This window comes from uncultured Chloroflexus sp., assembly GCF_937951745.1.
In the GTDB taxonomy this organism is placed as follows: domain Bacteria; phylum Chloroflexota; class Chloroflexia; order Chloroflexales; family Chloroflexaceae; genus Chloroflexus.
The window spans coordinates 44172-68197 of record NZ_CALFBQ010000039.1; the positions used below are offsets into that span (position 1 = coordinate 44172).

General features: G+C 58.2%; 19 protein-coding genes. 10 read left to right on the plus strand and 9 right to left on the minus strand.

Going from position 1 to position 24026, the window contains the following annotated elements:
- Positions 1 to 38 precede the first annotated feature (38 nt).
- Both Q1A59_RS09995 and rsmI read left to right on the plus strand, forming a co-directional pair.
- Entirely contained in the window at positions 39 to 998 is a 960-nt protein-coding gene (locus tag Q1A59_RS09995) for a GDP-mannose 4,6-dehydratase (RefSeq protein ID WP_298402759.1), read from the plus strand.
- 231 nt (positions 999 to 1229) lie between these two features.
- Positions 1230 to 2099: a 16S rRNA (cytidine(1402)-2'-O)-methyltransferase gene (rsmI, locus tag Q1A59_RS10000; protein WP_298402758.1), complete on the plus strand. Its 870-nt coding sequence runs from the start codon at positions 1230 to 1232 to the stop codon at positions 2097 to 2099.
- A 4-nt stretch (positions 2100 to 2103) separates the two neighbouring features.
- On the opposite strand, the gene Q1A59_RS10005 is transcribed toward rsmI, so the two are convergent.
- Positions 2104 to 3282 carry a hypothetical protein gene (locus tag Q1A59_RS10005; RefSeq protein ID WP_298402757.1) on the minus strand — a complete coding sequence of 393 codons (1179 nt, stop codon included), beginning with the start codon at positions 3280 to 3282 and terminating at the stop codon, positions 2104 to 2106.
- A gap of 366 nt (positions 3283 to 3648) precedes the next feature.
- On the opposite strand from Q1A59_RS10005, the gene Q1A59_RS10010 reads away from it, so the two are divergent.
- Complete coding sequence (locus Q1A59_RS10010; RefSeq protein ID WP_298402756.1) at positions 3649 to 4140, plus strand: hypothetical protein; 492 nt, start codon at positions 3649 to 3651, stop codon at positions 4138 to 4140.
- Between the two features lie 543 nt (positions 4141 to 4683).
- A complete protein-coding gene (locus tag Q1A59_RS10015; RefSeq protein ID WP_298402754.1) occupies positions 4684 to 5016 on the plus strand; it encodes a hypothetical protein in 333 nt (110 codons plus the stop codon).
- Positions 5017 to 5060: 44 nt separating this feature from the next.
- Here Q1A59_RS10015 and Q1A59_RS10020 read toward each other — a convergent pair whose 3' ends face one another.
- Positions 5061 to 6128, minus strand: coding sequence for a glucose-1-phosphate thymidylyltransferase (locus Q1A59_RS10020; RefSeq protein WP_298402751.1), 1068 nt, complete (start codon positions 6126 to 6128; stop codon positions 5061 to 5063).
- Positions 6129 to 6407: 279 nt separating this feature from the next.
- Between Q1A59_RS10020 and Q1A59_RS10025 the strand changes: the two genes are divergently transcribed.
- Together Q1A59_RS10025 and Q1A59_RS10030 are read left to right on the plus strand one after the other, a co-directional pair.
- Positions 6408 to 7301, plus strand: coding sequence for a dihydrodipicolinate synthase family protein (locus Q1A59_RS10025; protein WP_299644931.1), 894 nt, complete (start codon positions 6408 to 6410; stop codon positions 7299 to 7301).
- Positions 7302 to 7450: 149 nt separating this feature from the next.
- Entirely contained in the window at positions 7451 to 8506 is a 1056-nt protein-coding gene (locus tag Q1A59_RS10030; protein WP_299644932.1) for a 3-deoxy-7-phosphoheptulonate synthase, read from the plus strand.
- 132 nt (positions 8507 to 8638) lie between these two features.
- Here the strand turns inward: Q1A59_RS10030 and Q1A59_RS10035 are convergent, their stop codons facing one another.
- Both Q1A59_RS10035 and Q1A59_RS10040 read right to left on the minus strand, forming a co-directional pair.
- Positions 8639 to 10057, minus strand: coding sequence for an aspartate kinase (locus Q1A59_RS10035; RefSeq protein ID WP_298402746.1), 1419 nt, complete (start codon positions 10055 to 10057; stop codon positions 8639 to 8641).
- Between the two features lie 212 nt (positions 10058 to 10269).
- Positions 10270 to 11238, minus strand: a complete 969-nt coding sequence (locus tag Q1A59_RS10040) for a quinone oxidoreductase (RefSeq protein ID WP_298402745.1) — start codon at positions 11236 to 11238, stop codon at positions 10270 to 10272.
- Between the two features lie 370 nt (positions 11239 to 11608).
- On the opposite strand from Q1A59_RS10040, the gene Q1A59_RS10045 reads away from it, so the two are divergent.
- From Q1A59_RS10045 to Q1A59_RS10060, 4 genes are all read left to right on the plus strand, one after another.
- Positions 11609 to 12250 carry a class I SAM-dependent methyltransferase gene (locus Q1A59_RS10045; RefSeq protein ID WP_366144859.1) on the plus strand — a complete coding sequence of 214 codons (642 nt, stop codon included), beginning with the start codon at positions 11609 to 11611 and terminating at the stop codon, positions 12248 to 12250.
- A gap of 38 nt (positions 12251 to 12288) precedes the next feature.
- Positions 12289 to 13596, plus strand: a complete 1308-nt coding sequence (locus Q1A59_RS10050) for a CpXC domain-containing protein (RefSeq protein ID WP_298402742.1) — start codon at positions 12289 to 12291, stop codon at positions 13594 to 13596.
- Positions 13597 to 13644: 48 nt separating this feature from the next.
- A complete protein-coding gene (locus Q1A59_RS10055) occupies positions 13645 to 14793 on the plus strand; it encodes a glycosyltransferase family 9 protein (RefSeq protein WP_298402740.1) in 1149 nt (382 codons plus the stop codon).
- 92 nt (positions 14794 to 14885) lie between these two features.
- Positions 14886 to 15305 carry a LysM peptidoglycan-binding domain-containing protein gene (locus Q1A59_RS10060; protein ID WP_298402738.1) on the plus strand — a complete coding sequence of 140 codons (420 nt, stop codon included), beginning with the start codon at positions 14886 to 14888 and terminating at the stop codon, positions 15303 to 15305.
- A gap of 57 nt (positions 15306 to 15362) precedes the next feature.
- Here the strand turns inward: Q1A59_RS10060 and Q1A59_RS10065 are convergent, their stop codons facing one another.
- From Q1A59_RS10065 to Q1A59_RS10085, 5 genes are read right to left on the minus strand one after another with little or no spacing between them, the layout of a single operon-like run.
- Positions 15363 to 15770 carry an ATP-binding protein gene (locus Q1A59_RS10065; RefSeq protein ID WP_298402737.1) on the minus strand — a complete coding sequence of 136 codons (408 nt, stop codon included), beginning with the start codon at positions 15768 to 15770 and terminating at the stop codon, positions 15363 to 15365.
- A 14-nt stretch (positions 15771 to 15784) separates the two neighbouring features.
- Positions 15785 to 16153 (minus strand): STAS domain-containing protein, encoded by a 369-nt coding sequence (locus Q1A59_RS10070; RefSeq protein WP_298402735.1) that lies wholly within the window; start codon positions 16151 to 16153, stop codon positions 15785 to 15787.
- A 6-nt stretch (positions 16154 to 16159) separates the two neighbouring features.
- Complete coding sequence (locus Q1A59_RS10075) at positions 16160 to 18136, minus strand: glycosyltransferase (protein WP_299644933.1); 1977 nt, start codon at positions 18134 to 18136, stop codon at positions 16160 to 16162.
- A gap of 11 nt (positions 18137 to 18147) precedes the next feature.
- On the minus strand, positions 18148 to 20208 hold the full coding sequence (locus Q1A59_RS10080; protein WP_299644934.1) for a cellulose biosynthesis cyclic di-GMP-binding regulatory protein BcsB: 2061 nt from the start codon (positions 20206 to 20208) through the stop codon (positions 18148 to 18150).
- Positions 20205 to 23036, minus strand: coding sequence for a response regulator (locus tag Q1A59_RS10085; RefSeq protein WP_299644935.1), 2832 nt, complete (start codon positions 23034 to 23036; stop codon positions 20205 to 20207). Before Q1A59_RS10085 ends, Q1A59_RS10080 begins: the two co-directional genes overlap by 4 nt.
- Positions 23037 to 24026: the final 990 nt, after the last annotated feature.

Here is a 24026-nt window from a genome sequence, read left to right on the forward strand (position 1 = left end):
GTGGTATGATAGGCGGCGATAACAATCACGGAGGCGTTATGCGCGTCTTTATCACCGGCATTACCGGTCCGGTTGGCAGTTTTCTGGCCGACTACCTGCTGACCATCCCCGACCTCGACATTCACGCATTCAAACGCTGGCGCAGCGATCCGCGCCCGATTGCGCATCTGTTGGGCAAGATCACCATCCACGAGGGTGATATTGAAGACGCCTTCTCGGTTGATCGCGCCATCGCCGCTGCCCGACCCGACCGCATCTTCCATCTTGCCGCACAGAGCTACCCCAGCGCCTCGTGGGATGCGCCAATCCTCACGATGCGGGCCAACGTGGAAGGCACAATCAACGTACTCGAAGCGGCCCGCCGCCACGTGCCGCATGCCCGCATCCACATCGCCGGCACCAGCGCCGAGTACGGGCCGGTGCGCCCGGAAGATGTGCCGATCCGCGAAGATCACCCGCTCCGCCCGGCCAGCCCTTACGGCGTGAGCAAAGTTGCCGCCGAGCTGAGCGGTTTGCAGTATCACGCCAGCTACGGCCTGCACGTCGTTGTCACCCGTTCGTTCAACCACGTCGGCCCGCGCCAAGGCGACCGCTGCTCGATCCAAACCTTCTGCCGCCAGATGGCCTTGATCGAAGCGGGCCGGCAACCACCGGTGATGTACGTGGGCAATCTGGCGCCGAAACGCGATTTCAGCCATACCCGCGACGTAGCACGTGCGCTGTGGCTGCTGCTCGAACACGGTGCTCCCGGCGAGGTTTACAACCTCTGTTCCGGCCAAGCGGTGCGGATCGGCGATATTGTTGATATGGTGGTCGCGATGGGGCGCGTGCCGGTGAAGGTACAGGTCGATCCCGCTCGCCTGCGCCCGGTCGATGAGCCGATTTTACAGGGAGACAATCGCAAACTGCGCGCAACCACCGGTTGGCAACCTGAAATCGGCATCGAACAGATCGTGGCCGAGGTGTTAGATTATTGGCGGCAACAATTCGCCCTATAATCAGTAGAACCGCACGACGTGCGGCTCCATAATGCCCGGCGTGCGTCGCCATCACGCCCGGCAGTGCAGCGTGCGACAATAGGCTGGCCTGCCATGCGCTGCTGTAGCAAGTTATGCCCTGTGGCTATCGCACACCCTCCGCGTCCTCTGCGCTCTCGGCGGGAAGATACGAGGGCATGATCGCGATCAGCTATTCCGCGTCCTTGGCGGTAAAATACGAGAGCACTATCCATGGGCACCTTATATCTCGTCGCCACCCCCATCGGCAATCTCGAAGACATTAGCTTGCGCGCGCTGCGTGTCTTGCGCGAAGTGCGACTGATCGCTGCCGAAGACACTCGCCATACCCGCATTCTGCTGAACCACTACCAGATTACAACCCCCTGCATTTCTTACCACGAACACAACAAACTGGTTCGGCGCGACGAGATACTCGCTGAGCTGCAAGCCGGTGATGTTGCGTTGGTATCAGATGCCGGTACGCCGGCAATTTCCGACCCCGGTCAAGAACTGGTGCAGGCGTGTCTCGCGGCGGGGCACGCGGTGACGCCCATTCCCGGCCCCAGCGCGCCACTCGCCGCCTTGGTTGTGTCAGGCATGGAAACCAGCCGCTTTCTGTTCGTTGGTTTTCTGCCGCGCCAAGCGCGTGAACGACGCGAACTGCTTGGTGAGATCGCTGATATGACCGTCACCGTGATCTGTTTCGAGACGCCGCACCGTATCATCGAAACATTGCGTGACATCGCCGAAACACTTGGCGAACGACAACTCGCCGTCGCCAACGATCTCACTAAACGCTTCGAGGCCACTATTCGTGGCACTGCGAACGAGCTGATCGAACACTTTACCAGCCACCCTCCCCGCGGCGAGTTTACCATTGTCATCGCTGGCGCTACCTTAACCGGCGAACACAAACGTGACCGTCAACGCTTACGCCTACCAGCAGCCACAGTCACTCGTGACACCATCGCCGACTACCTCCGCCAACTCGCCGCCCAAGGGATCAGCGGTAGCACCGCCGTTCGCCGCGCCGCCCAAGCCTTGGGCGCGCCCAAAAATACGGTGTACGACGTGTGGCAAGAGGTGTTTGGGAAACAATGATGAGTTACGAAGCACTCCGCAATAGTGCTACCATGGTGCGGGCCCGTTTTGTATTCTCAGGCGATGATTGACCATCGGTTGCCCATTGATCGAGCAAAGCCAGTGCAATATGATAATCGTCACCGACTAGATTGCCACGTCGGTAACGCTCGCCGATATACTCAATAATCCGCTTGCGCGACTTCCAATACTTCGATCCGGCAAATGCCTGCAAAAGAGTAATTGTTTCCGGCTTGTTATATTCGGCATCGGCATCAGTAATTGCCTCTATCGCCAACCAGCGAATCAACCAGTAGCGATGATTGGCGATATTGGGAATAGTCAGGTAGACCGGATCAATGCGCTGCGCGCGGACGAAATCACCGGCCAGCTTGACTGCGTTTAATACCACATCTTGGTGCGAGTCGTTGAGTACGTGCAACAAGTCGTCTTCGGCTATAGGCACCTGATACTCTCGCATCATCTGCACGGTAAACTTACGCACGCTGGCATCAAAATCATGGAGCAACACACTGCACACATCAGCCCGTCGCTGCGTCGGAGGCGTTGCCCGTAAATACACCTCTAGCGCCATCATCCGTAGTTGCGGGTATTCTTTTCGCTCACGCATAAACGTGATCAGTGTGTCGGGAGTATGTTGCCCGTCCCCGTACCCTACCCGCTGTACTAATTCGGCAATCTGTTGCGAACTGAGATCATCACGCAGACGATCAAGCTTCGATCGAGCATAGGGATAGATTTCGTAACCACGAATGTGTTCGATTTCTTGGTATTCTGCCGGAGTGAAATCCTCTACTCCCATCTCACTCAATATCTGTCGAACGCGCAGCCGACTATCTAAACAACCCCAGATCAACAATTGACGCACGATTCGCTTAACATCCGCCGGTAACAACGGCTCTTTCCCGTGCAACTTGCGGCTGAGGGTCGCATTTGAGAGACCAATCGCCTCGGCCAATTCGGCATGAGTTCGATAGCGCCGGCCACGACGAGACTCCTCAGAAGGTATCGTTTTCAACTGTGTTTTCACAAATTCGGCGAAGATTGCCAAGCGATCGGCTGAGCGCTGGAAACCATGACGTGAGGCATTGTGCTGCTCGCAGCAACGGCGCAGCTCATACACTTCGGCGCGTAATTGCTCGATGTCGCGGCGTAATGAGTTGAGTTCAGCCTCGAGATCCATTGGCCGGTCGATATAAAAAAGAAGACCTCAAAATAACCGCAAGAAAGCTCAAAGATTTTGGGTATTTCGTACTCTATAGTATAGACATAAAGAATGAACCGATCAAGCTGTCTAATTACATGACGCCTGCTGGGTAGTTTTGAGACGTTCGGCGCCCAATATCAATCGCAAGGAAACTTACGATAGCCGTTTGGGATCGCTGTAAACCACCAACGCTCATCCTGCCTGCTAAGCGTTCGTCACGACGGTCGAAGAATTACGCCGGCGTCGGCGCAATGAACTGGCCCAGCAGCAACGTCCGCCGAGCCATTGGCAACACGAACCTTGGGCCTTCACCGACAACCAGTTTCGCGAGGTCTATTCGTCATGCCCAGCTCTCCGGTCCGGGAAGTTAAGAAACCGCCGTCACGCGATATCGTGATGACGATTGCCGATTACTTAGAATGCGATCTCACTGAAGGCAACCGGCTGCTGATGACCGCCCATCATGACCCCATTCAACCGTACCGGTCAGGCGAGGCATTAGCAACCTTCGTGCAGGTGGCCCGCAAGGTCATGCAGTTCGTTCCGCTGCCGGTATACACCATCAACCGCGATTGGGATGTGCTCGATGTGAACGAGTGTTTGCTCGCTGTAGCGAGTATCGCGCGCGCGGAGTATGAAGCGATACCGGCGGAAATGCGCAATGTGATACAGATGATGTTCGATCCGCGTTCACCGGTCTATCACCTGCTCTACCTTGATCACGAGCGATGGCGCTGTTTCGCTCAGCGGAACATTTACGGCTTTAAGGTGCAAAACGCTTATTGTGAACGTGAGTCATGGTATATCGAGCAGGTAGCGCGCTGGTGGGAATGACCCCATTTCAGCGAGTTGTGGGAGCATACTCCCGATGCTTACACCGCTCCTGCGAGCGACGCCGCACCGCCATTCTCTATCTCTGCTATGCGCACGGCAACCGGATAGATCATCCACTTCGGCTCGTTGTTTATCACTCTTGGCGATGAGATCGCTCCGCAGGTGGTGGCGCGGATGCCGGGAGGGAATGGAGGGGAGGGTGGCAGCTAGTCACCCTGCGCTTCGATCCAAAGAGTATGGCTGCGCCGCATAGCAAATGCAGCGCGATCCGTAAAGCTACTTCTTAGCTCTTAATCAACTTCGCGAGAAAAGCAAGCCAGTTATGCAATCCTCACTCTCCTTGACCCTGTTCACCATTCGCAATCCCACTGCCCAATTGCATTCCGCACAGCCAACATCGCTGCCAAATTCGGCCATTGTTGGCATTTCTTGATGTGAGCCAACCAAAACTGACTTCCGCGCAATAGTACGACCGCTCATCACAGAGATCGAAGGCCGGGCGAGCGCGCAGACAAGAACACGGCACCACCCAAGGAGACGACAATGCAGCCATCAGACTACTTTCTCGCCTCGATTGACGATCCGCGCTTACGCGCCGCCGTGCAACGAATCGCACCTCGGTTCGACCGTCTGTCGCACCACTTGCGCGAAATAGCCATGCAGCTTCACTTCACACCTGACCATCTTGCGCGCCAACGCAATTTGAGTGAGAGTACCGTGCGCAAATATATCGATAACCTCTACAAGGCGCTTGATGTACGCAACGACATCGATGCGAATGTGTTTGATCGCACGACCCTCATCTGCTTCGCCGCGCAGTATTGGCGCATGCGCCGCCAAGAAGACCAGAACGAGATGGATACGACGGGGTGGTAGTGGTACAGCGTGCTGTGCCTCAAGGGACGCAGCGGGCTGCGTCCCTACAACACGCCCACCGAACTGTTATCACCCAACATCAATCGGTACGCCTTGGGCCGCAGCGGGCTGCGCCCAATCTCGACATTACGCCCGATCAGACTGTCTTCTAAGCGGTGGGGCAACCCGCGGATGGTGCAATATTCCAGCACAATGCTATGCTCAATCTCGCACTCTTCGATGTGGCAGTGATGGTAAATCGAGGTAAACGGCCCTACATACGCATTCACAATTCGCGTATGCTCGCCAATAATCGCCGGCCCACGAATCGTGCTGTTGATAATCTCGGCCCCCGGCTCGATGATCACCTTGCCGATCAACTGGGAGTCGCGATCGACATAGCCCTGCACCGACGGCTCCATTTCGTCGAGTACCAGCCGGTTGGCTTCGAGCATATCGTCCTTCTTGCCAGTGTCGATCCACCACCCTTCATGGATGTAGGGGTAGACATTGTAGCCGTGGCTCACCAACCACTGGATCGCATCGGTAATCTCCAGCTCACCGCGCGCCGAGGGCCGGATCGCCTCAACCGCCTCGAAGACATGGTGATCGAACATGTAAATCCCGACCAGTGCCAGATCCGACTTCGGTTCACGCGGTTTCTCAACTAACCGGATGATACGCCCATCATCATCAAGTTCGGCGACGCCGAACGAGCGCGGATCGGCTACTTTTTTCAACACGATCTGCGCATTGTAGTCACTCCGCCCAAACTGCTCGATCAACGGGCTGATCCCGCCTTGAATGCAGTTATCGCCTAAAAACATCACAAATCGGTCATCGCCGAGAAAATCGCGGCTAATCTTGACCGCATGCGCCAACCCCAGCGGCGCTTCTTGCGGGATGTAGGTAATTTTGACCCCCCACCGCCGGCCATTGCCAACCGCTGCGCGGATCTCGTCGCCGGTATCGCCGATCACAATGCCGATGTCAGTGATGCCGGCATCGCGGATGGCTTCGATCACACGAAAGAGAACGGGTTTATTCGCTACTGGCACCAGTTGCTTGGCACTGGTATACGTAATCGGACGGAGCCGAGTTCCTTTGCCGCCGCTCAGCACAAGACCTTTCATAACCGCCTTCTTCACTGATAAGCTTGCTTGCCGCCGATTGATTCTACACCATGTGGCGCGGTAAGGAGACAGGGCTGTCTCCCTACTGATCTTGCTAAGTGTCATTGCGAGGGTCGGTCTAGGCAATGCGAAATATTATCTAGAAAACCCGAAGCAATCCCCTACGAACACGGACATGATCATCTTGTTGGGTGTCATCCCCAACGCATATCTTGTTTACGCAAAATGATATTAGTGGTAGATTCTACCAAATGCAATGATCAGGGAGGAGGAGCGGCTATGGCAGAGATTCAGGGCATTATCAGCGCAATGCTCACTCCATTCACCAGCGATGTCGGCCCGGTTGATTATGAATGGCTGCCGGGATATGTACAATTTCTGGCTGATGGCGGCATGCATGGCGTCCTTGCACTCGGTACTACCGGTGAAGGGCCATCGATGAGCGTCGCTGAACGCATACGAACGCTTGAGATCATTATGCAACACCGTAGTGAACTAAGCGTCATTGCCGGTACCGGCTGCGCGGCGCTCACCGATACGATTGCGCTGAGCCGGGCAGCGGTTGAGTTAGGGGTTGATGCGATTCTGGTGATGCCGCCATTTTATATTAAGCAACCGAGCGAGACCGGTATCTTGGCCTATTTTCGCGCTCTCTGCGACGCATTGCCGGCGGATGCGCGGGTCATGCTCTACCACATCCCGCAAGTGACCGGGGTACCAATCACGACCACAATTATCGATGGCCTGCTCGATAGCCATCCCGGCCAGTTCTTTGGCCTTAAAGATAGCAGCGGCGATTGGGAGCATTCCAAGATGCTGATCGACCGTTACCCGCAATTGCGCATCTTCACTGGCAGCGACCGCCTCATCGCCCGCGCGCTGGCCGATGGCGCCGCCGGCGCGATTACCGCTCTTTCCAGCGCTTTCCCCCGCCTTGCCCGCGCCGTGTTCGATGCTTACCACAACGGCGGTGATGTCTCGGCAGCCCAAGCTCGTCTCAGCGCTGTGCGCGACCTGATCGATCCGATCAATACCCCGACGGCGCTTAAAGCCGCGTTGGCTTGGACAAGCAACTTGCCCGAAACAGCGCTGCGCTTGCCGCTCATGCCGCTCAGTAATGAGGAAGCTGCTGCGCTGCGTGCCGCTTACGAACGCATTATGGCCGGAGAATAAATGACTATCGCAGAGAACACAGCCCCATCCCGCGCTGCGCGCTCGCTGCAATTCGCGGTATACTAGTACCGGCCATTTGAATACCAGACGCGAAGACGCAGAGGCACGTACCTCTGTCTTTGCGTTTTCTCTTAGTTAGCATACGCCCTATGAACCAGACGCCATTAGCAAACCTGCACGTCCGCGAATTGACGCCGTTGCAACCGCCGCGTGCGCTCAAGACCGAGTTACCCATTACCCCTACTGCGGCCCAAACCGTCGCCGAGGCCCGCGCCGCGATTCGCCGCATTCTGCGCGGCGACGACCAGCGTCGGATTATAGTCGTCGGCCCGTGCTCAATCCATGATCCCGAAGCGGCGCTCGACTACGCCCGTCGCTTGCAAGCCCTCCAACAGCCGCTCAGTGATCAGTTGCTGATCGTGATGCGCACCTACCTCGAAAAACCGCGCACGACCGTCGGCTGGCGCGGTCTGATTAACGATCCCCACCTCGACGGTTCGTTCGATATGGCAGCCGGCCTGCGCATCGCCCGCCAACTGTTGCTGGCGATTAATGAATTAGGTGTGCCAGTCGCCACCGAGATGCTCGACCCGATCAGCCCGCAGTACCTCGACGATCAGATCAGCCTCGCCACCATCGGCGCCCGCACCAGCGAAGCCCAAACCCACCGCGCGCTGGCCAGCGGCGTCTCGATGCCGGTCGGCTTCAAAAACGGCACCGATGGCGGGATCCAAGTCGCCGTCAACGCCTGCGTCTCAGCGGCGGTGCCGCACAGCTTCCTCGGCATTGATGAAGACGGCCGCAGCGGCGTGGTGCGCACCACCGGCAACCCCGACAGCTTCGTGATATTGCGCGGTGGTCGCCACGGCCCCAACTATCACCTTGAGTATGTCGTGCAAGCGACGCGCCTAATGCGCGAAGCTGAACTGACACCCGCAGTCATGATCGACTGTAGCCACGCCAACTCCGGCGGCGATTTCCGCCGCCAAGAAGCCGTCTGGCAGACGGTGCTCGGCTATATGGTCGAAGAGAATCTGCCGATCATCGGTATGATGCTTGAGAGTAATCTGTTCGAGGGTAAGCAACCACTCGTCGCCGACCGCAGCGCCCTCAAGTACGGCGTCTCGCTAACCGATGGCTGCGTCGGCTGGGATACCACCGAGCGTCTTCTTTACGAAGCGCATCTAGCGCTGAGCAGACGGTAATTCGGGACAGACACCGGCCACGTGGGGGAACGCCGCACCGCTGTGCGGCGTTCCGTTCCCACAATATGCGGGAGCCGTACCACCGTGCGGCTTTCCGAAACGATTCGTTACCCCTTTCGTTCATTCAGTCGTTTATTCGTTCCCCTCATTCGTTGTCACGAAAGCCCCATGCACCGCCCGCACCGCCTTATCGGCGTCTGCTTCTGAGACGACCAGCGAGATATTATTCTCGGTGCTGCCTTGCGCGATCGCGATCACGTTCACCCCCGCCGCGCCGAGCGCGCCAAACACCCGCCCGGCAATCCCCGGCGTGCCGCGCATGCCTGACCCTACTACAGCTACAATCACAACTGGCGCAATCGTGCCGATATGCTCGACATCATGGGCGGCAAATTCGCGATCAAGCTCGCAACGCAGCTCGTTGACCACTTTAGTCGCTTCGTCACCCGGCACTGCAAAACAGACGCTCTGCTCGCTGCTGGCTTGCGAGATCAGCAAAACATTTGCGCCAGCCCGCGCCACTGCACCAAAGATGCGCGCCGCCACCCCCGTGAGGCCCAGCATGCCCGGCCCGCCAACGGTAATCAGACTTAACCCTTTGATCGCCGTAATTGCCCGCACACTCTCGCCATCGCCCTCGGCGTCAATCAACGTACCCGGATGGCTGGGGTTGAAGGTGTTGCGAATGCGGATCGGGATGCGGCGATGCACCAGCGGCAGCACCGTCTTGGGGTGCAGCACATTCGCCCCGTAGTACGCCATCTCACCCATCTCAGCATACGAGAGCCGGGGCAGGGTGCGCGCTTCCGGTACGACTTTCGGATTCGCCGACAACACCCCGTCCACTTCTTTCCAGAACCATACCTCATCGGCATCGAGGTCGGCGCCGAGGATGGCGCAGGTGTAGTCAGAACCACCCCGGCCCAACGTCGTCGGTACGCCGGCCCGCGTCGCGCCGATAAAGCCGGTCACCACCGGCACCCGCTTCGCCGCCAGCAACGGCAACAACCGCGCCCGGCTGCGTTCGCGGGTGTCAGGTTCGATTGGTGACGCATTGCCATAGCGGTCGTCAGTTACGATCAACTCGGTGGCATCGATTGCCTCAGCGTCGATCCCAGCACTCCGCAGGGCCGCCGCAATCAGCCGCGCATTGAGCCGCTCACCCAACCCGCTGAACAGATCGAGCGCCCTCGGCGTCAGTTCGCCGAGCACCGCGATGCTACGCGACAGATCGCTCATGTAGTCAAGCATTGCCCGAATTTCTGGCTCAAGCGCCGCCCGCTCGGCCGGCGTCACCAACTCGGCGGCGACCCGCATGTGGAGTTCGAGCAACCGCGGCGCTACCTGCGCCGTGGCATCGCCATTGCCCGCCGCCGCTGCCTTCGCCGCCGCGATTAAGGTGTCGGTGGTGCGCAGATCAGGTGCGTTCATCGCCGATACCACTACCACCACCTCATGCTCGCGGGCATGCGTGCCGACAATCTCTGTCACCCGCCGGATCGCGTCGGCGCTGCCAACCGAGGTGCCGCCAAATTTCATCACCAGCCGCATAAGCTTGTCTCCTTCTTGCGCTAACAAAAAACGTCACGGCGCGCAATCTGCGCATCACCGCGACGTGGATACCGTTATGAATTCAAACGCAAAGACGCCACCCAAAGATGAGCCGTTTTTAGCGCGAAGACGCTAAGTATCTAGAGCTTAGCTCACTCTCGCACACCCTCTTAAAACCTCTGCGTGCTTTGCGCCTTTGCGTTGATCCCTTGCTACGGGATAAGCAACAGCTTCCCGCTCGTCGCCCGGCTCGCCAAGGCGATCTGCGCCTCGGCTGCCTCAGCCAGCGGATAGCGCCGGTCGATCCGCACCTGCAATTCACCTGCCCCGATCCACGTGAACAGATCACTCGCCCGCCAGCGCAATTCTTCTGGCGTCGCGATGTAGTGAAAGAGGGTAGGCCGGGTCATAAACAACGACCCCTTGCTGCTGAGCGTCAGCGGTGAAATCGGTGGCACCGGCCCGCTGGCATTGCCGAAGGTGACAAACATCCCGCGCGGGCGCAAGCTGTCGAGGCTGCCTTCCACCGTGCTCGCCCCCACCGAGTCGTAAACCACGTCAACCCCCCGCCCGTTGGTAAACGCCCGCGCCCGCTCGACAAATGACTCGCGCGTATAGATCACCACCTCGTCGGCGCCGGCAGCGCGGGCCAGCGCCGCCTTTTCTTCAGTTGAGACTGTACCAATCACCCGCGCCCCCAGCCGTTTCGCGATCTGGATCAGCAACAGGCCGACCCCGCCGGCAGCGGCATGCACGAGACACGTGTCACCCGCTTTTAAAGGAAACGTGCTAAAGGTGAGATAATGCGCCGTCATGCCCTGCAACAGTACCGCTGCTGCGGTTTCGAGATCAACATTATCAGGCACCCGCACCAGCTTATCGGCTGGCGCCAGCGCATATTCGGCATAGCCACCGAGAGCGGTCACACACCCCACCCGGTCGCCAACCGCCCACTCGCTGACACCTTCACCGACCGCATCGACCGTGCCGGCCACCTCCAGACCCAGCGTGAACGGTAACGGCTGCGGGTAGAGACCGCTGCGATGGTAGATGTCGATAAAATTGACTCCTGCCGCCGCCACTTTTACCCGCACTTGCCCCGGCGCTGGCGCCGGCGCTGGAATATCGACCAATTGCAACTGCTCTGGCCCGCCGGTCTGATGGATCTGGATTGCCCGCATGGTGGTACCTCACTGCAAGCTCGCCCTTGCGCTCGAATCAAAAACCGACCTATACTATAACATAGCGTCACTGCTCTGGTGTTGGCAGGTACAGACTGCCACAAATGGATTGCGCTAGCGGACCGGCTGCGCCCATCCCAGTTGTCCAAACGAGCAGACGTGCTTAACATTTTGCAGGTTTATCTCGAGAAGCTGCAACAGCCTAGCTGCTGTACACCGCTAAGGTTCTAGTTTGGACGGCTCAGATGCTGCATTCTACAGCTATCGTTATCGGTCAATTCACAGGCTGTAACCGTCTATTCGCTGCTCGCAGCAGCGGGTGATTAGCAATATCGCAAGATCACACCACCCGCTCGCAATGACTAACCAGATGGGGGCAATAGTGCGCCAAAGCGGTCTTCCACCTGAATACTTCGAGCGATACGATGAGAGCGATGATCGTCTTTTCTATCTCTACCCCCGTCTCACTGCTCATATTGATGAACTGGCCCGCTGCGCCGTGACACAGTTGATCCGCGAGGAACTGCCCCACGGCGGTTGCCTACTCGACCTGATGAGCAGTTATGTCAGCCATCTGCCAACTGATATTCCGCTGACCCGCGTGGTTGGACTTGGTCTCAACGAAGACGAGATGCGGCTCAACCCGCAGCTCCACGAATATGTCGTCCACGACCTCAACGACAACCCGCAGTTACCCTTTGCCGACGCCACCTTTGACGGTGTCGTTTGCACCGTCTCCGTCCAATATATGACTCGCCCGGTCGAGGTCTTCGCCGAGGTGGCCCGCATCCTCAAACCGGGAGGACCCTTCATCGTCACCTTTTCCAACCGCTGCTTCCCAAGTAAAGCAGTGCGAGTCTGGTTAGCCACCAACGACCGCCAACACATGGAGTTGGTGCGTTACTACTTCGAGCTGGCCGGTGGCTTTGAACAGATCCGGTGTCTTGACCGTTCGCCCCATCATTGGCTGAGCGATCCTCTCTACGCCGTTGTTGGGCGACGAGTGGTATAATCAGCGACGAACGAAATGGTAGACACTGGAGAAGATCAATGCCTTCGGCCCCTCCTCAACCGGTTCAACTCGCTTGCCCATCCTGCGGCACCCGCTTCCGCTCGCTGGTCTATACGATTGTTGATGGCGGCGAGCAACCCGAACTCAAAGCGGCGCTGCTCACCGGCCAACTGAATGTCGCCGTCTGTCCCGGCTGCGGGCTGGCCAGTATGCTCAGCGCGCCGTTGATTTATCACGATGCCGGTAAGCAGCTCTTTCTAGTGTACGTGCCGCAAGAGCTGAATAGCCAGCCCAAAGAGATTGAGCAATTCGTCGGCGATGCCTCGGCGTTTCTGATCCGTGCCTTACCCGCCGACGCGCCCCGCGGCTATCTGCTGGCGCCCCGCCGCTTTCTGACCCTACAATCGCTGATCGAAGCTATTTACGAAGCTGATGGCGTCTCTGCCGAAGACTTGCGCCGCCAAAATCGCTATGTTGAGATTTTGACTGAGCTGGTCAATCTGGTTGAAGATGACGCGCAGTTTACTGAGGCGGCCCAACGCTACACTGCCGAGCTTACGCCGGAGTTTTTTGCCACCCTCGATGCATTTATCAACGCCACCAATGACGCGCAAGCTCACATGCGTGCGATGTTGATCAAGGTGCGCGAGAAGCTGCAAGCGCATGTCGCCCGCGCCGCCGCCTTGGCCGCCGCCGAAGAGGTGAAGGCCGCTATCGAGCGTCTCCGCACCGTCAGCGACGACGAGCTGTCTGCCGCTGTCCACGAATTGCGCCCGCTGATCGATTACGGCTTTTTTGAATTGTGGACTGAGCAAATCGAGGCGGCAGAGGCTGCCGGCGATACCGCTACGGCCCAGATGCTCACCGCGCGGCGCGCGCGCATTCTTGAGCTGGTCGAAGAGATTGACCGCGCCGCTCAAGAGCTATTCGAGCGTGGCAGCGCCTTGATTGATGCCGTGCTGTCTACGCCTGATCCAGTAGCCGCTTTACGTGAACGGGCCGCTGAAGTGGATGAAGGCTTGCTGACAGTCATTTCGGCCAGTATTGCTGCCGCTCATCACGCCGGCAGTTTAGAACTGGTCGAGCAGCTTGAGAAGCTGGCGACCGCTGCGAAAGACATTATTGAGTCACGTCTCTCGCCCGAAGACCGCTTTATCAACGAGCTGCTCGCCCAAGAGACAACGGCTGAGGCCACGCGCTTGCTGCGCAAGAATGTGACCAAGATCACACCTGACTTGGCTCGCCGCCTTAACGAGCGGACTGCCGAGGAAGAGAAACGCGCGAATCAAGCAGTTGCCGAACGATTACGCCAATTGGCCCGTGAAGCAAGTGCGTTGTTATTTTAATCATCGTAGAGACGTTGCATTGCAACGTCTCTACGATACATTCACGCTATGCATCCCTCACTCTTGCGCCTGCTGGCCGCCGTAGCCCGTCCATTAGTGCGCCGTATGCCGGCCAATCCAGCGCAACGGGTGCTGATCATCAAACCCGATCACCTCGGTGATCTATTGCTGGCGACGCCGGCGCTGGCCGCGCTGCGAGAAGCGTTGCCCACCGCACACCTTACGGGGCTGGTCGGGCCATGGGCTGCCACGATGTGGCAGCGCTTGCCCGAACTCAACGCGCTCGAAACGCTGCCTTTTCCCGCCTTCGACCGCGCCGCCGCCAAACCGATGCCGCTCGCGCCGTATACCCTCTTGCTGCGCGCGGCATGGCGGCTGCGCCGACAGTGCTACGATGCGGCGCTCATCTTGCGTGATGACCATTGGTGGGGCGCAGCTCTCGCGCTACTGGCCGGTATTCCCCACCGGATCGGCTTTGCTCACCCGCTCTGCCAACCGTTGCTCAGCGTGGCATTGCCCTACGATCCCCGCCAGCACGTAACCCAACAGGCGCTCGACCTCGTTGCAGCTCTTACCAGCGCCAAGCCTGCGCCGGGGCCGCTGCGCTTCTCGCCTACACCCGCTGCACAGGAATGGGCGAAGGCATGGCTCCACCACCATAGCGCGCCGGAGGCGCAGGTGATCATCCTCCATCCCGGCACTGGCGGCCCCACCAAACACTGGCTGCGCGAGCACTGGATGCGCCTGATTCAAGGGTTGCGCCAACCGGGCCGGCGGATTGTCCTCACCGGCAGCCCCACCGAAGGCGCTGAGCTGGCCGCGATTGCCGCCGCCCAACCAGATGTATTGACGCTGAGCGCCGACCTCACTATCGACCGGCTCGCCGCCTTGCTTAGCTATGCCGCACTGGTGATTGGCGTTGATAGCGGCCCGCTCCATATCGCCGTCAGTCAAGGTGTGCCCACGATCCACCTCTTTGGGCCGAGCGATCCGCGCCGCTTCGGGCCGTGGGGTGATCCGGCCCGCCAGCGCGTGATCAGCGCCAACCTGCCGTGCAGCCCCTGCGGCGTCTTCGCCGCCTGCCCGCGTGCCACCGATCCACCCGAATGCATGGCGGCCATCCAACCGGCCCACGTGCTGACCGTCGCGGAAACGATGTTACTGAACCAGCGTCGCCACACGCCCGCCCCACACTGAAACGGTAATTTCCCTGCTACCGCGCCAATCGCAGTTTCGTCGCCGCGAAACCACATTGACGTCGATTCGACCGCCTGCTACAATAATCTGTTGTGACCGCACAGGTGCCGATCAAGGGGGTGATTGTGGTGCGCCAAATGTGGCTTGGGATGATAGGGGCGCTTATGTTGTGCGCTAGTGTGGCATTGACTGCCTGCCTGCCCGATCCGCCGCCACGCAATCTGCCTACCCTGCCGGCCGTTCTCGACATTACACCCGCGCCAACCCTCGATATTGACGCTACGGCGACGGCCTACGCTAGCGCCCCGCGCCCAACACCAACGGTGGCGGCATTATACATCGTGCAAGCTGGCGATACACTCAGCGCCATCGCCGAGCGCTTCAGCGTCACCGTCGATGAGTTGGTCGCGGCCAACAATCTCACCGATCCCAACTTCATCCAACCCGGCCAAACCTTGCTGATTCCGTCGCTGATCGGCACCCCGCGCCCGGCGCTCACACCGACGCCGTAAACAACGACCTATGGAGTGCGGTAGTCCCACTGCCTCAATCATTATGTTCACTCTTCCCTACCGCACCGCCAACACCAGCCGCCAGCAATTGAGGTTACGGAACCGGCGGTACTGCAACGTATCAAGAATCGCGCCGGCAATCGCCAATCCACGCCCACTCTCGTGCCAATCCTCCGGGAGCGAGGTTACTATTGCCGGTCTCTCCCACGCGCGCCCTCGATCAACCAACCGAGCCTCAATTCGCGCCGGGGTGAAACGCAACCGCAACTGAATTGGCCCATCGCCCGGCCTCACCGCATACTGCAAGATATTCGCCACCACTTCGGCTATCGCCGTGTTAAACCGTATCTGCGCCTCAGGCGCAACCCCGGCTTCATCCCAAAATGAAGCCAGTGCGGTATGCAACTGCTCAATCCCTTCTGACGGCACGACGCTGAGTTCATACTGGCGCTCGATACGGTTCATAGCGCATCTCAGAACTACAAGTTCGCCTGCAATGCCTCAGCCACGTTGGGGTAAGGACGTAAGACTCGGTTCAGCGTGGTCAATTCCAAAATCGCCAGCGCTTGCGCGCCCACACAAGCTAGCCGCAGATCACCACCGGCCAACCGGGTCGCCTTCAACCCGCCGATGAGTGCGCCCAGCCCTGAACTATCAACAAAACTGACTTCGCTCATATCAACTACCAATAACCGAAACCCTTCGTTGACGGCCTGTACCAGCCGTTGCTTCACCTCTGCGGCGACTAACAGATCGAGCCGGCCCCGCAATTGAACCACTGCCGTGCGTTCGTCCACTGGATTGACCGTGATCTCCATCAACGCCCCCTTCACAAACTCTGGCGCCATACTGTGCTACTGCTCCTCGGTAGGTTGGTACATTGCTGCATCGATAACTACACTGAGCATAACTAGATCATACACTGCCCAAAAAACGTTGACCACCACCGGCAACCCGTCGCTCCGCCAGCCCAATGCCAATTGCCCTAACCCCACCACAATCGCTACCGCAAGCAATGGCATCATCAAAAGCTGCCAGCGCACCAGCCCAAAATAGCGCCCCGCTTGCCGGGTCTTCGGCGTAACGATAAAACCGAGTTTCTTACCGAACCATACATTGGCTGCCGCAGTCGTCACCGCCTTGATCCAGAGCGGAAAGAGCGCCAGACTGTATTGCTGCCCGCGCCACGTTGGCCGTCCCCAACTGATCACGGCAAAGAGCAATTGGTTGACAATCAGATACGGCGCCAACCGCCAGAAAAATTCATCGGATAACGCATTGACCGGCAATAAGCCAAAGATAAGGTAAAGCACTGGTGAGATCAAATAAATAATTGTCGGCACTCCCGACAAATAGCTCCACATCGTGTCAAAATAGGCGAGGCGTTGACCCAAACTCAAGCCCGGCAAGGTCAATGGATTTTCCCGCAGCATCACTTGAATCGTGCCCTGCGCCCACCGTAATCGCTGTTGCAGCGCGCTGCGCAGATCTTCCGGCGCCAACCCATGGGCCAATATTTCATCGTGGTAGACCGAACGCCAACCGGTCGCATGCATGCGCATTGAAGTTGACATGTCTTCGGTGACCGAGATCGTCGAAATCGGCAGGTAATCCATCGCTTCATTAACAAGCAGCGGGATGAGTTGCCGCACGGTTTCGATCGCCGCCAACGGCGATCGATCGCGCGCTGCCAGTTCCGCCAAGAGCGCCTCGTCATTCAGCGCACGCATAATCTCGGCAGCTTCGACCGCTTGAATTTCAGCCAGATCGGCCATGATCTGTTGCAAATCAGCCGCCACCACCATCCGCGCCGCTTCTTCGGCTCGTCGCTGAAACCGCTCGGTCACTTCCTGAAAGGTATCTCCGCGATCTAACTCGCGCCGCGCTTGCGCCACCGCCCTGCGCAGCTCGCGCAACGCCGGTGCAATCCGCTGCCGATCTACTTTGGTCAACCGCCGTTCTGCTTGCCGGATCACCGTATCGGCCTCGCGTAATGCTCGCCGGATACGCCGCTCGACATCGCGCACAAAGAAGCGCAAGCCGGTGCGAGCCAACGCCTCGCGGCGCAAGACTGCATTTGAACCACAGAAAAATGCTGCGTTCCAACCGTCCTTCCCCTGTTGGATCGGGCCGTAAAAGAGCGGCGCTTGGCTGCCGAACGGATCTCCCGGAGGTACATTGATAAAGTATTGCGGCGTCTGAACCAACCCAACTAGTGGATCGGCAAAATAACCGAGGGTGCGGTCAAGGATCTGCGGCAACGGCACCTGATCGGCATCAAGGATCAACACAAAATCGCCGGTTGTCTGTTCAAGCGCATTGATCAAATTACCGGCTTTGGCGTGCCGATCAAATCCTTTCCATGCCGCCGAACGAGTAATATAGCCACATCCCTCTTCCGCCGCCATTGCCCGCATTGCCGGACTATTGCCATCATCGAGCAGATAGGTCTGATGTGGATAGCGGATCGCCACGGCCGCCCGCACGGTCTTGCGCACCAGTTCGACCGGCTCGTTATAGCAAGTGATAAATACATCAACCCGCAGACCGGGCGGGGCCGGCGGCGGCTCGCCCCGCTCGCGCAGCCGAAAGACGGTAAGCCCAAAGAGGAAGCTGCCAATATAGCTGTACAGCTCAGCGCCAAACAATGCTAACGCAAACAGCCACGCATTCCAGTTGAGCGAAACAGTTCCTCGCCAGAGTAGGTAGTACGCGCCGAGCGTTAGGTTGGTAATCACCAGAATCTTGATCAGGCCACGCCGGAACGCAGCCCATTCCGCTGGCCCCCAACTGGCGCGCAGGAAGGTTGTGTCGAGGTACGAAGACCGCATAGACCTATCCTTTACTGTTTGCGCAACCAGCGAATACGAACGACCAACACTACCGTTGCCAGCAAAGCAATCAGCAAGATGCCGCCGACAAATTGCCACACCGGGATGCGCTCAAGCAAGGCGACTTCAATTTGCGGCGTCAAGGTCTGCGGCGGGGCGGCCAGCGGCGGCGTCAATGGCACAACAATACTATCGCGATCCCCTGTAATCTGGGCCTGCGCTCCGCGTAGCACATCTAAGAGCGCTCGTTCACGCAACGCTCGCACCCCTAGCCGCATACCTGCACCGTCAGCAGCGTCGATCAGCAACACCCGCGCACCAAATTGCCACGGCGACGGTATCAGACTCAACGTCGCTTGTGCGCCGCGACCGGGTTGATACACAAACGGGGTGGTTGCGGCTGTATTGAGGGTCATTGTCAATGAATTCCGGTTGCGATCTCCCAGAATCGCCAATGGCCCACTCCGTTCATTGCCAATTGTATCTGCAGTCACGAGACGCGGCGGCAACACATCAGGCAGCGCGCTCCAACGACCCATTGCTGCCGCTAACTCCAAGCCGGCTTGGATCTCGGCGAGAGTTGGTTGCGCCGGCAATACCAATCGCGCGCTCGTGTCTCCAATAATGAGCGCTGCTGGAAACCGGCCAAGATCGTCTGCTGCCGCTGGATCATGGGGTAAACGCCACGCCGATGTCGGTTCGATGATTGCCCATGCTGCTGATGTATCGACCTCTTCACAACCATTGTTCGGCAGATCGAGATACAAGCGCGCTTGGAGATCAATCCGGCGCAGCGGTGTACCGGCCAAATCGCTATTGAGCAGATCGGCGGGCAGTTCAAACCGATACCGCTCGATCGCGTTAGCTTCCACCCGCAGCCGCTGCGAACCAAGGGTGATGCCATTGACAGATACCGCCAACCACGACCTTTCCGGCACGAGGCCAGCCGCCGTCACGACGTGCAATTCGAGGGTAGCCCCCACTCGAAGATTCCATCCCGGCGGACGCTCGAAGGCGTAATCGATCTGGTGTTCACCCGCGCCGATCACCCGGCGCTGTGCGATGCCCAACTGGGCAAAACTGGCAGCGCCTTCCTGCCACGCTGCAGCGACTGGTGCCGGCGGCGCTTGAGTCACTGCCAGCGCCGGCGCCGCCGGCAACGCGACTGTCAAAGCCCGCGCAGCGTACTCTAGTGCGATGGGGGTTGCACCTGCCACCAGTAGTTGTGGCGGCGCAGTTGGTGCCAACGCCAAAATGCCGTGATCAACCGGAATCACCTGTCCATCCACTTCATAGGCATTGCCATTCCAACGCACATTTCCCCAATCTCCGGCTGGCAGTGGGCCTAACGCGACCACGATCGCAGGGGATTGTGCAGGGACTGCCTCTGCAACGTTCACGACCGGATCTTGCCTCGCCAATGCGGCCCACTGCCCAATCGCAAAGGCGACTATGCCTCCTGCAGTTAACGTAGCCGTATCAGTTGCCGGCGATAACACAATGGTCGGCGGTAACCGGATCGTAGGTACGCTCAGCGGTAGCGGCGCGAACAGTGCTGCCAGATCGGCGAGCGTTCCTGTCATAACCGGTTGTAAGTCAAGCTGGAGCGTTGACTCTCCACTCACAACCGTCCATAACGCTGGATTCTGCACCTCTTCGCAGGCATCATCGGTCAAGCGCATGTGGATCTGCACCTGCACAAACAACCCCGGCCCGGTAAAACCGGCCACCGGCAACGGTACAGCCAACACGCCCTCTACAGCATTTTCCACCGTCAACCGGGTGCTCGCCAGCGACCGTCCGTTCAACGCAACCGTCATCGTTGATCGATCAGACCGTAACAGTGGCGAGTGGCTAAACCGTAACGTTAATAAGCCATCGCTCGCCGGACGCAACCCTGTCGGAATCGGAAAGTAATAATCGAGCACCGCATCGATCCCACGCGCTGTGCGGTCGCTGTAGCCAAGGTCGGCAAAGCTGATTGCCTGTCCCTGTGCCAACGTAGGCAATGGACAAATAAATACGAGCGAGCATAAGAGGAAAACAAGCCACCACCGCACTAATACTATCATATCGACTCCTCTGGCATCATATTACGAACAAGCGCAAAAACTGTTAAATCATCGGTCAACGGGCCGAGCAACGCCGGTATGGCACACAATCGATCAACAATCCCCGTAGCCGTCATGCCATCTGTCAACAGATCGTTAATCTGGAACGGATCACGCGCTAACATCGGCCATGGATCAAGCAGACCATCGCTGAACAAGATCAAGGCATCACCGGGGTTAAGCACCGTCTCGCCCTGCCGGTATGACTCGTGAGAAAAGATACCGATCGGAGCGCCGCGTGGTTCAAGTCGTTCACAATGACCACTGTGACGGCGAATAAACCCTAAGCCATGACCGGCATCAACAAATGCCAACGTATGAGAATTTAGGTTTAACTGCAAATGGCAGAGCGTGACAAAGCTGCTAGTTCGTTCTAGATCGGCATACAGCGCATTGACTGCATAACGAATATTGACTTCAGGCGGTGTATCACGCGCAACCGACCGAAACACAGCACGAGTTGTTGTCATTAGCAGCGCGGCCGACATCCCTTTCCCCATCACGTCACCAAACGTTATGTTCAATAGATGAGATACAGGCGCATTCCAATCGTAGAAGTCTCCACCAATCTCACGCGCCGGAATACATCTTGCTGCGATAGTGTACTCCGGTAATCGTGGCATCTGTTGAGGCAGCATCTCGGCTTGAATCTGAGCTGCATGCTTAATCTCAGCTTCTAATTCACGGCGCTTCTCATCAAGCCGACGTTGCAATGCCGCATTCTCTCGCCGCAAACGTAGCTTCGTCAAGGTACGCTCAAGGACTAAGAGTAACTCTTGCTGATTGATCGGTTTCCGCAAATAATCGTTGGCGCCGCGTCGAATGGCATTTACCGCGATCTGCTCTGAACCAAACGCCGTAGTTATGATGACTGCTGGCTCTCGCCCACGCTGACGCACCTGATCAAGTAAATCAATTCCACTGATTTCGGGCATCAAGATATCGATTAGTGCAACGTCAACCCCACCCTGTTCAATCCGTTGCAATGCCTCAAGCCCGTTCTGCGTCAATTCGACCCGGTAACCAGCATCAGTGAGCCAGAGCTGTAACAACCGGCCGATATCGGGGTCATCATCAACCACCAGTATCACCGGCGCATTGTGGAGCCGATTGGTGGTTAACGGTAAGACGCGGTGCTGCGGCGGCTGCCCAATCTGCGCATCGGCGATCAAAACTTGATTGCGGCCGAGCCGCTTGGCTTGATAGAGGGCCGCATCGGCTTTTTCGATCAAGCCGCTGGCTTCAATCCCATGCGCCCATTCAGCAACGCCGGCTGAAAACGTCACCCGTAACGGTGCTCCCTCGCACTGATGCTCGATATGGGCAAACCGCTCGCGCAGGCTGTCAACCACCATGGCCGCACTCGCTGCGCGCGTTTCCGGCATCACGATCAAAAACTCTTCCCCTCCATAACGACCGATCAGGTCGCTCGCGCGCAGCCGCTGCCGTAACAGCCGGGCTAAGCTCTTCAAAACTCGATCGCCGGATCGATGGCCATACTGATCATTGACACGCTTGAAATGGTCAATATCGATCAACGCAACCGACAACGGCTGGTTGCTCCGCCGTGCGCGCGCCACCTCACGGATCAGTAAGTCTTGGGTGACGCTGTGATTGAACAACCCGGTCAGGCTATCGCGTACCATCAAACTGCGCATCGCCCGCGCTCGCTGAATGCGCGAACTGATTGCGGCCACCAGATGCTCTAAATTGATAGGTTTCGTTAGAAAATCGTCGCCACCTTGCGCTAGCGCCGCCAACTGCGCCGAGCGATCGGTTTCTCCCGATAGGAATACTATCGGTATGCTGTGATACTCTGGCTGCTGGCGAATGACCGCTGCTAATTCCTGCCCGTTACAGCCGGGCATATAGACATCAAGCAAGATGAGATCAGGCGGCTGTTCGGCCAATAACATTGGTGCTTCCAGCGGATCGGTTGTGGTCACCACCCGCATCCCAGCCGCCCGCAACGCCAACGCATACACCTCCGCCATCAATGCTGAATCATCAACGATGAGTACGGTGTACGGCTCGGTATTCACCCGCTGTGTCATCTGATCGATCTGATCAATGAGCAGCCCAACATCAATCGGCCGCGTGAAATAACCGCGCCCGCCGGCGCGCACCGCAGCGAGACGCAAAGTAAAATCTGATGAACTGGCGGTAAAGAACATCGGCAATGCCTGACCGTACCGATCATGCAAGAAGGCAGCCGCAGCAATACCGCTTTGTTCCCCTTCTTGCAGATCAAGATCGAGTATGAGCACGTTCGGCATCTGGCGCTCGACTGCCGCTAACAGTTCGGCGCTGCTGCGAAACTGGGCCGTGGTATAACCGAAATAAGCGATTTGGCGCGCTAATTCTTCCGTTTCGTCTTGATTGCGCCCGGCCAGATAAATTAGCGTCGTGGCTGCCGCCGGCTGACCACGGCTGAGCGGTTGCGGCACTGGTGCGCCGCTATTGCGCATCACATCAAGCAGGTTTTCCACTAGCGAAGCCAGACTCACTGCTGCCTCATCTGTATCAGCCCGGCGAATTACCGGCTGAAGGGCGACATCAAGGGCACGCGCAGCATCACTGACCGCTGCAAGACCGAATGTCGCCCCTGAACCGGCCAAATTGTGCGCAATCCGCTGTAACTCTCGCAGATCGTCCGTCTGCAACTCACCAGATTGCCATCGCGCCCAAATTGCTTCAATCTGCGCAATCTTTTTTTCGAGTTGAGTGGTGTACTGCTCTTTTAGATTTGCAAACCAAGTCTGTACGTCATCGAAACTATGCTCACACAACTCACATCTCCTTATAGATTGCAAGATAGTATGACAAACACTACTACAACCCTTTGGACGTATCTATACAGTCTACTTAGCGCGAATCTAGATTACAGGACGTTAACAGAGTTGATTACGTCTCTTATCTCACGACAGCCCTGTCTGATCTTTCGCTCCTACTAACACGACGGATAGTGGAAAATGGTAGAGAATTGGGATTTAGAGCCTGTTATTCACTTCAGAGATAAAGGTGGGATGCGTTCAGCATGACACGTAACCCCTATCCACGCGATGGGAGCGACAAGGAGGGGGCCTTCGTCGCTCTCTCCTTGACCAGCAGTCCAACGACGCCCCGTAGCGCAACCACGCGCTGCGCGAGGTCGTGAACAGATGGCGCTGGATCGTCCGCACGAGAGGAGAAACGTTGCAATGCAACGTCTCTCCAACTCACCGATCTGCCGCCGTGCTCCACCATCTTGCAGTAGAGACGGTGCAATGCACCGTCTCTACTGAAGGCCGGGGTCGGCGCGACGCTCGTCCATGATCAGCGCGCGCTGGCGCGTGCATCGCAGGGCGCGCATCGGTGCCGCGCGCACGATGCCATCGACCTCGGAACGCGGCGCACGTTCCGGCGATGACGGACAGCAACGCCGCACGGACAGCACGGCCACGTGGCGGTTGATCCGCTGGTTCAGGTGCTGGCCGTGGTTGTCACGCCCGCCAACGAACCGGCACGCGTGCCGGTCGCCGCGTTGGCTGAACCGGTCCAAGCCGTCACAGGCGAGTCGGTCGAAGCGGTGCGCTGAGCCTGCTTGCGCTGAGCCAGCCGAAGCGTCGAAGCGTGACGTTCGTCGACCAGGGCGATACAGGGGAACAACCGGCGGCCGACGCCCACGCCCACGGCATCCGGCTGGAGGTCGTCAAACGGTCGGAAGCCAAACGCGGCTTCGTGCTGCGCTTCGACGCGCTCATGGCGCCGCTGCCGCGCCGCTGGGTCGTTGAGCGAGG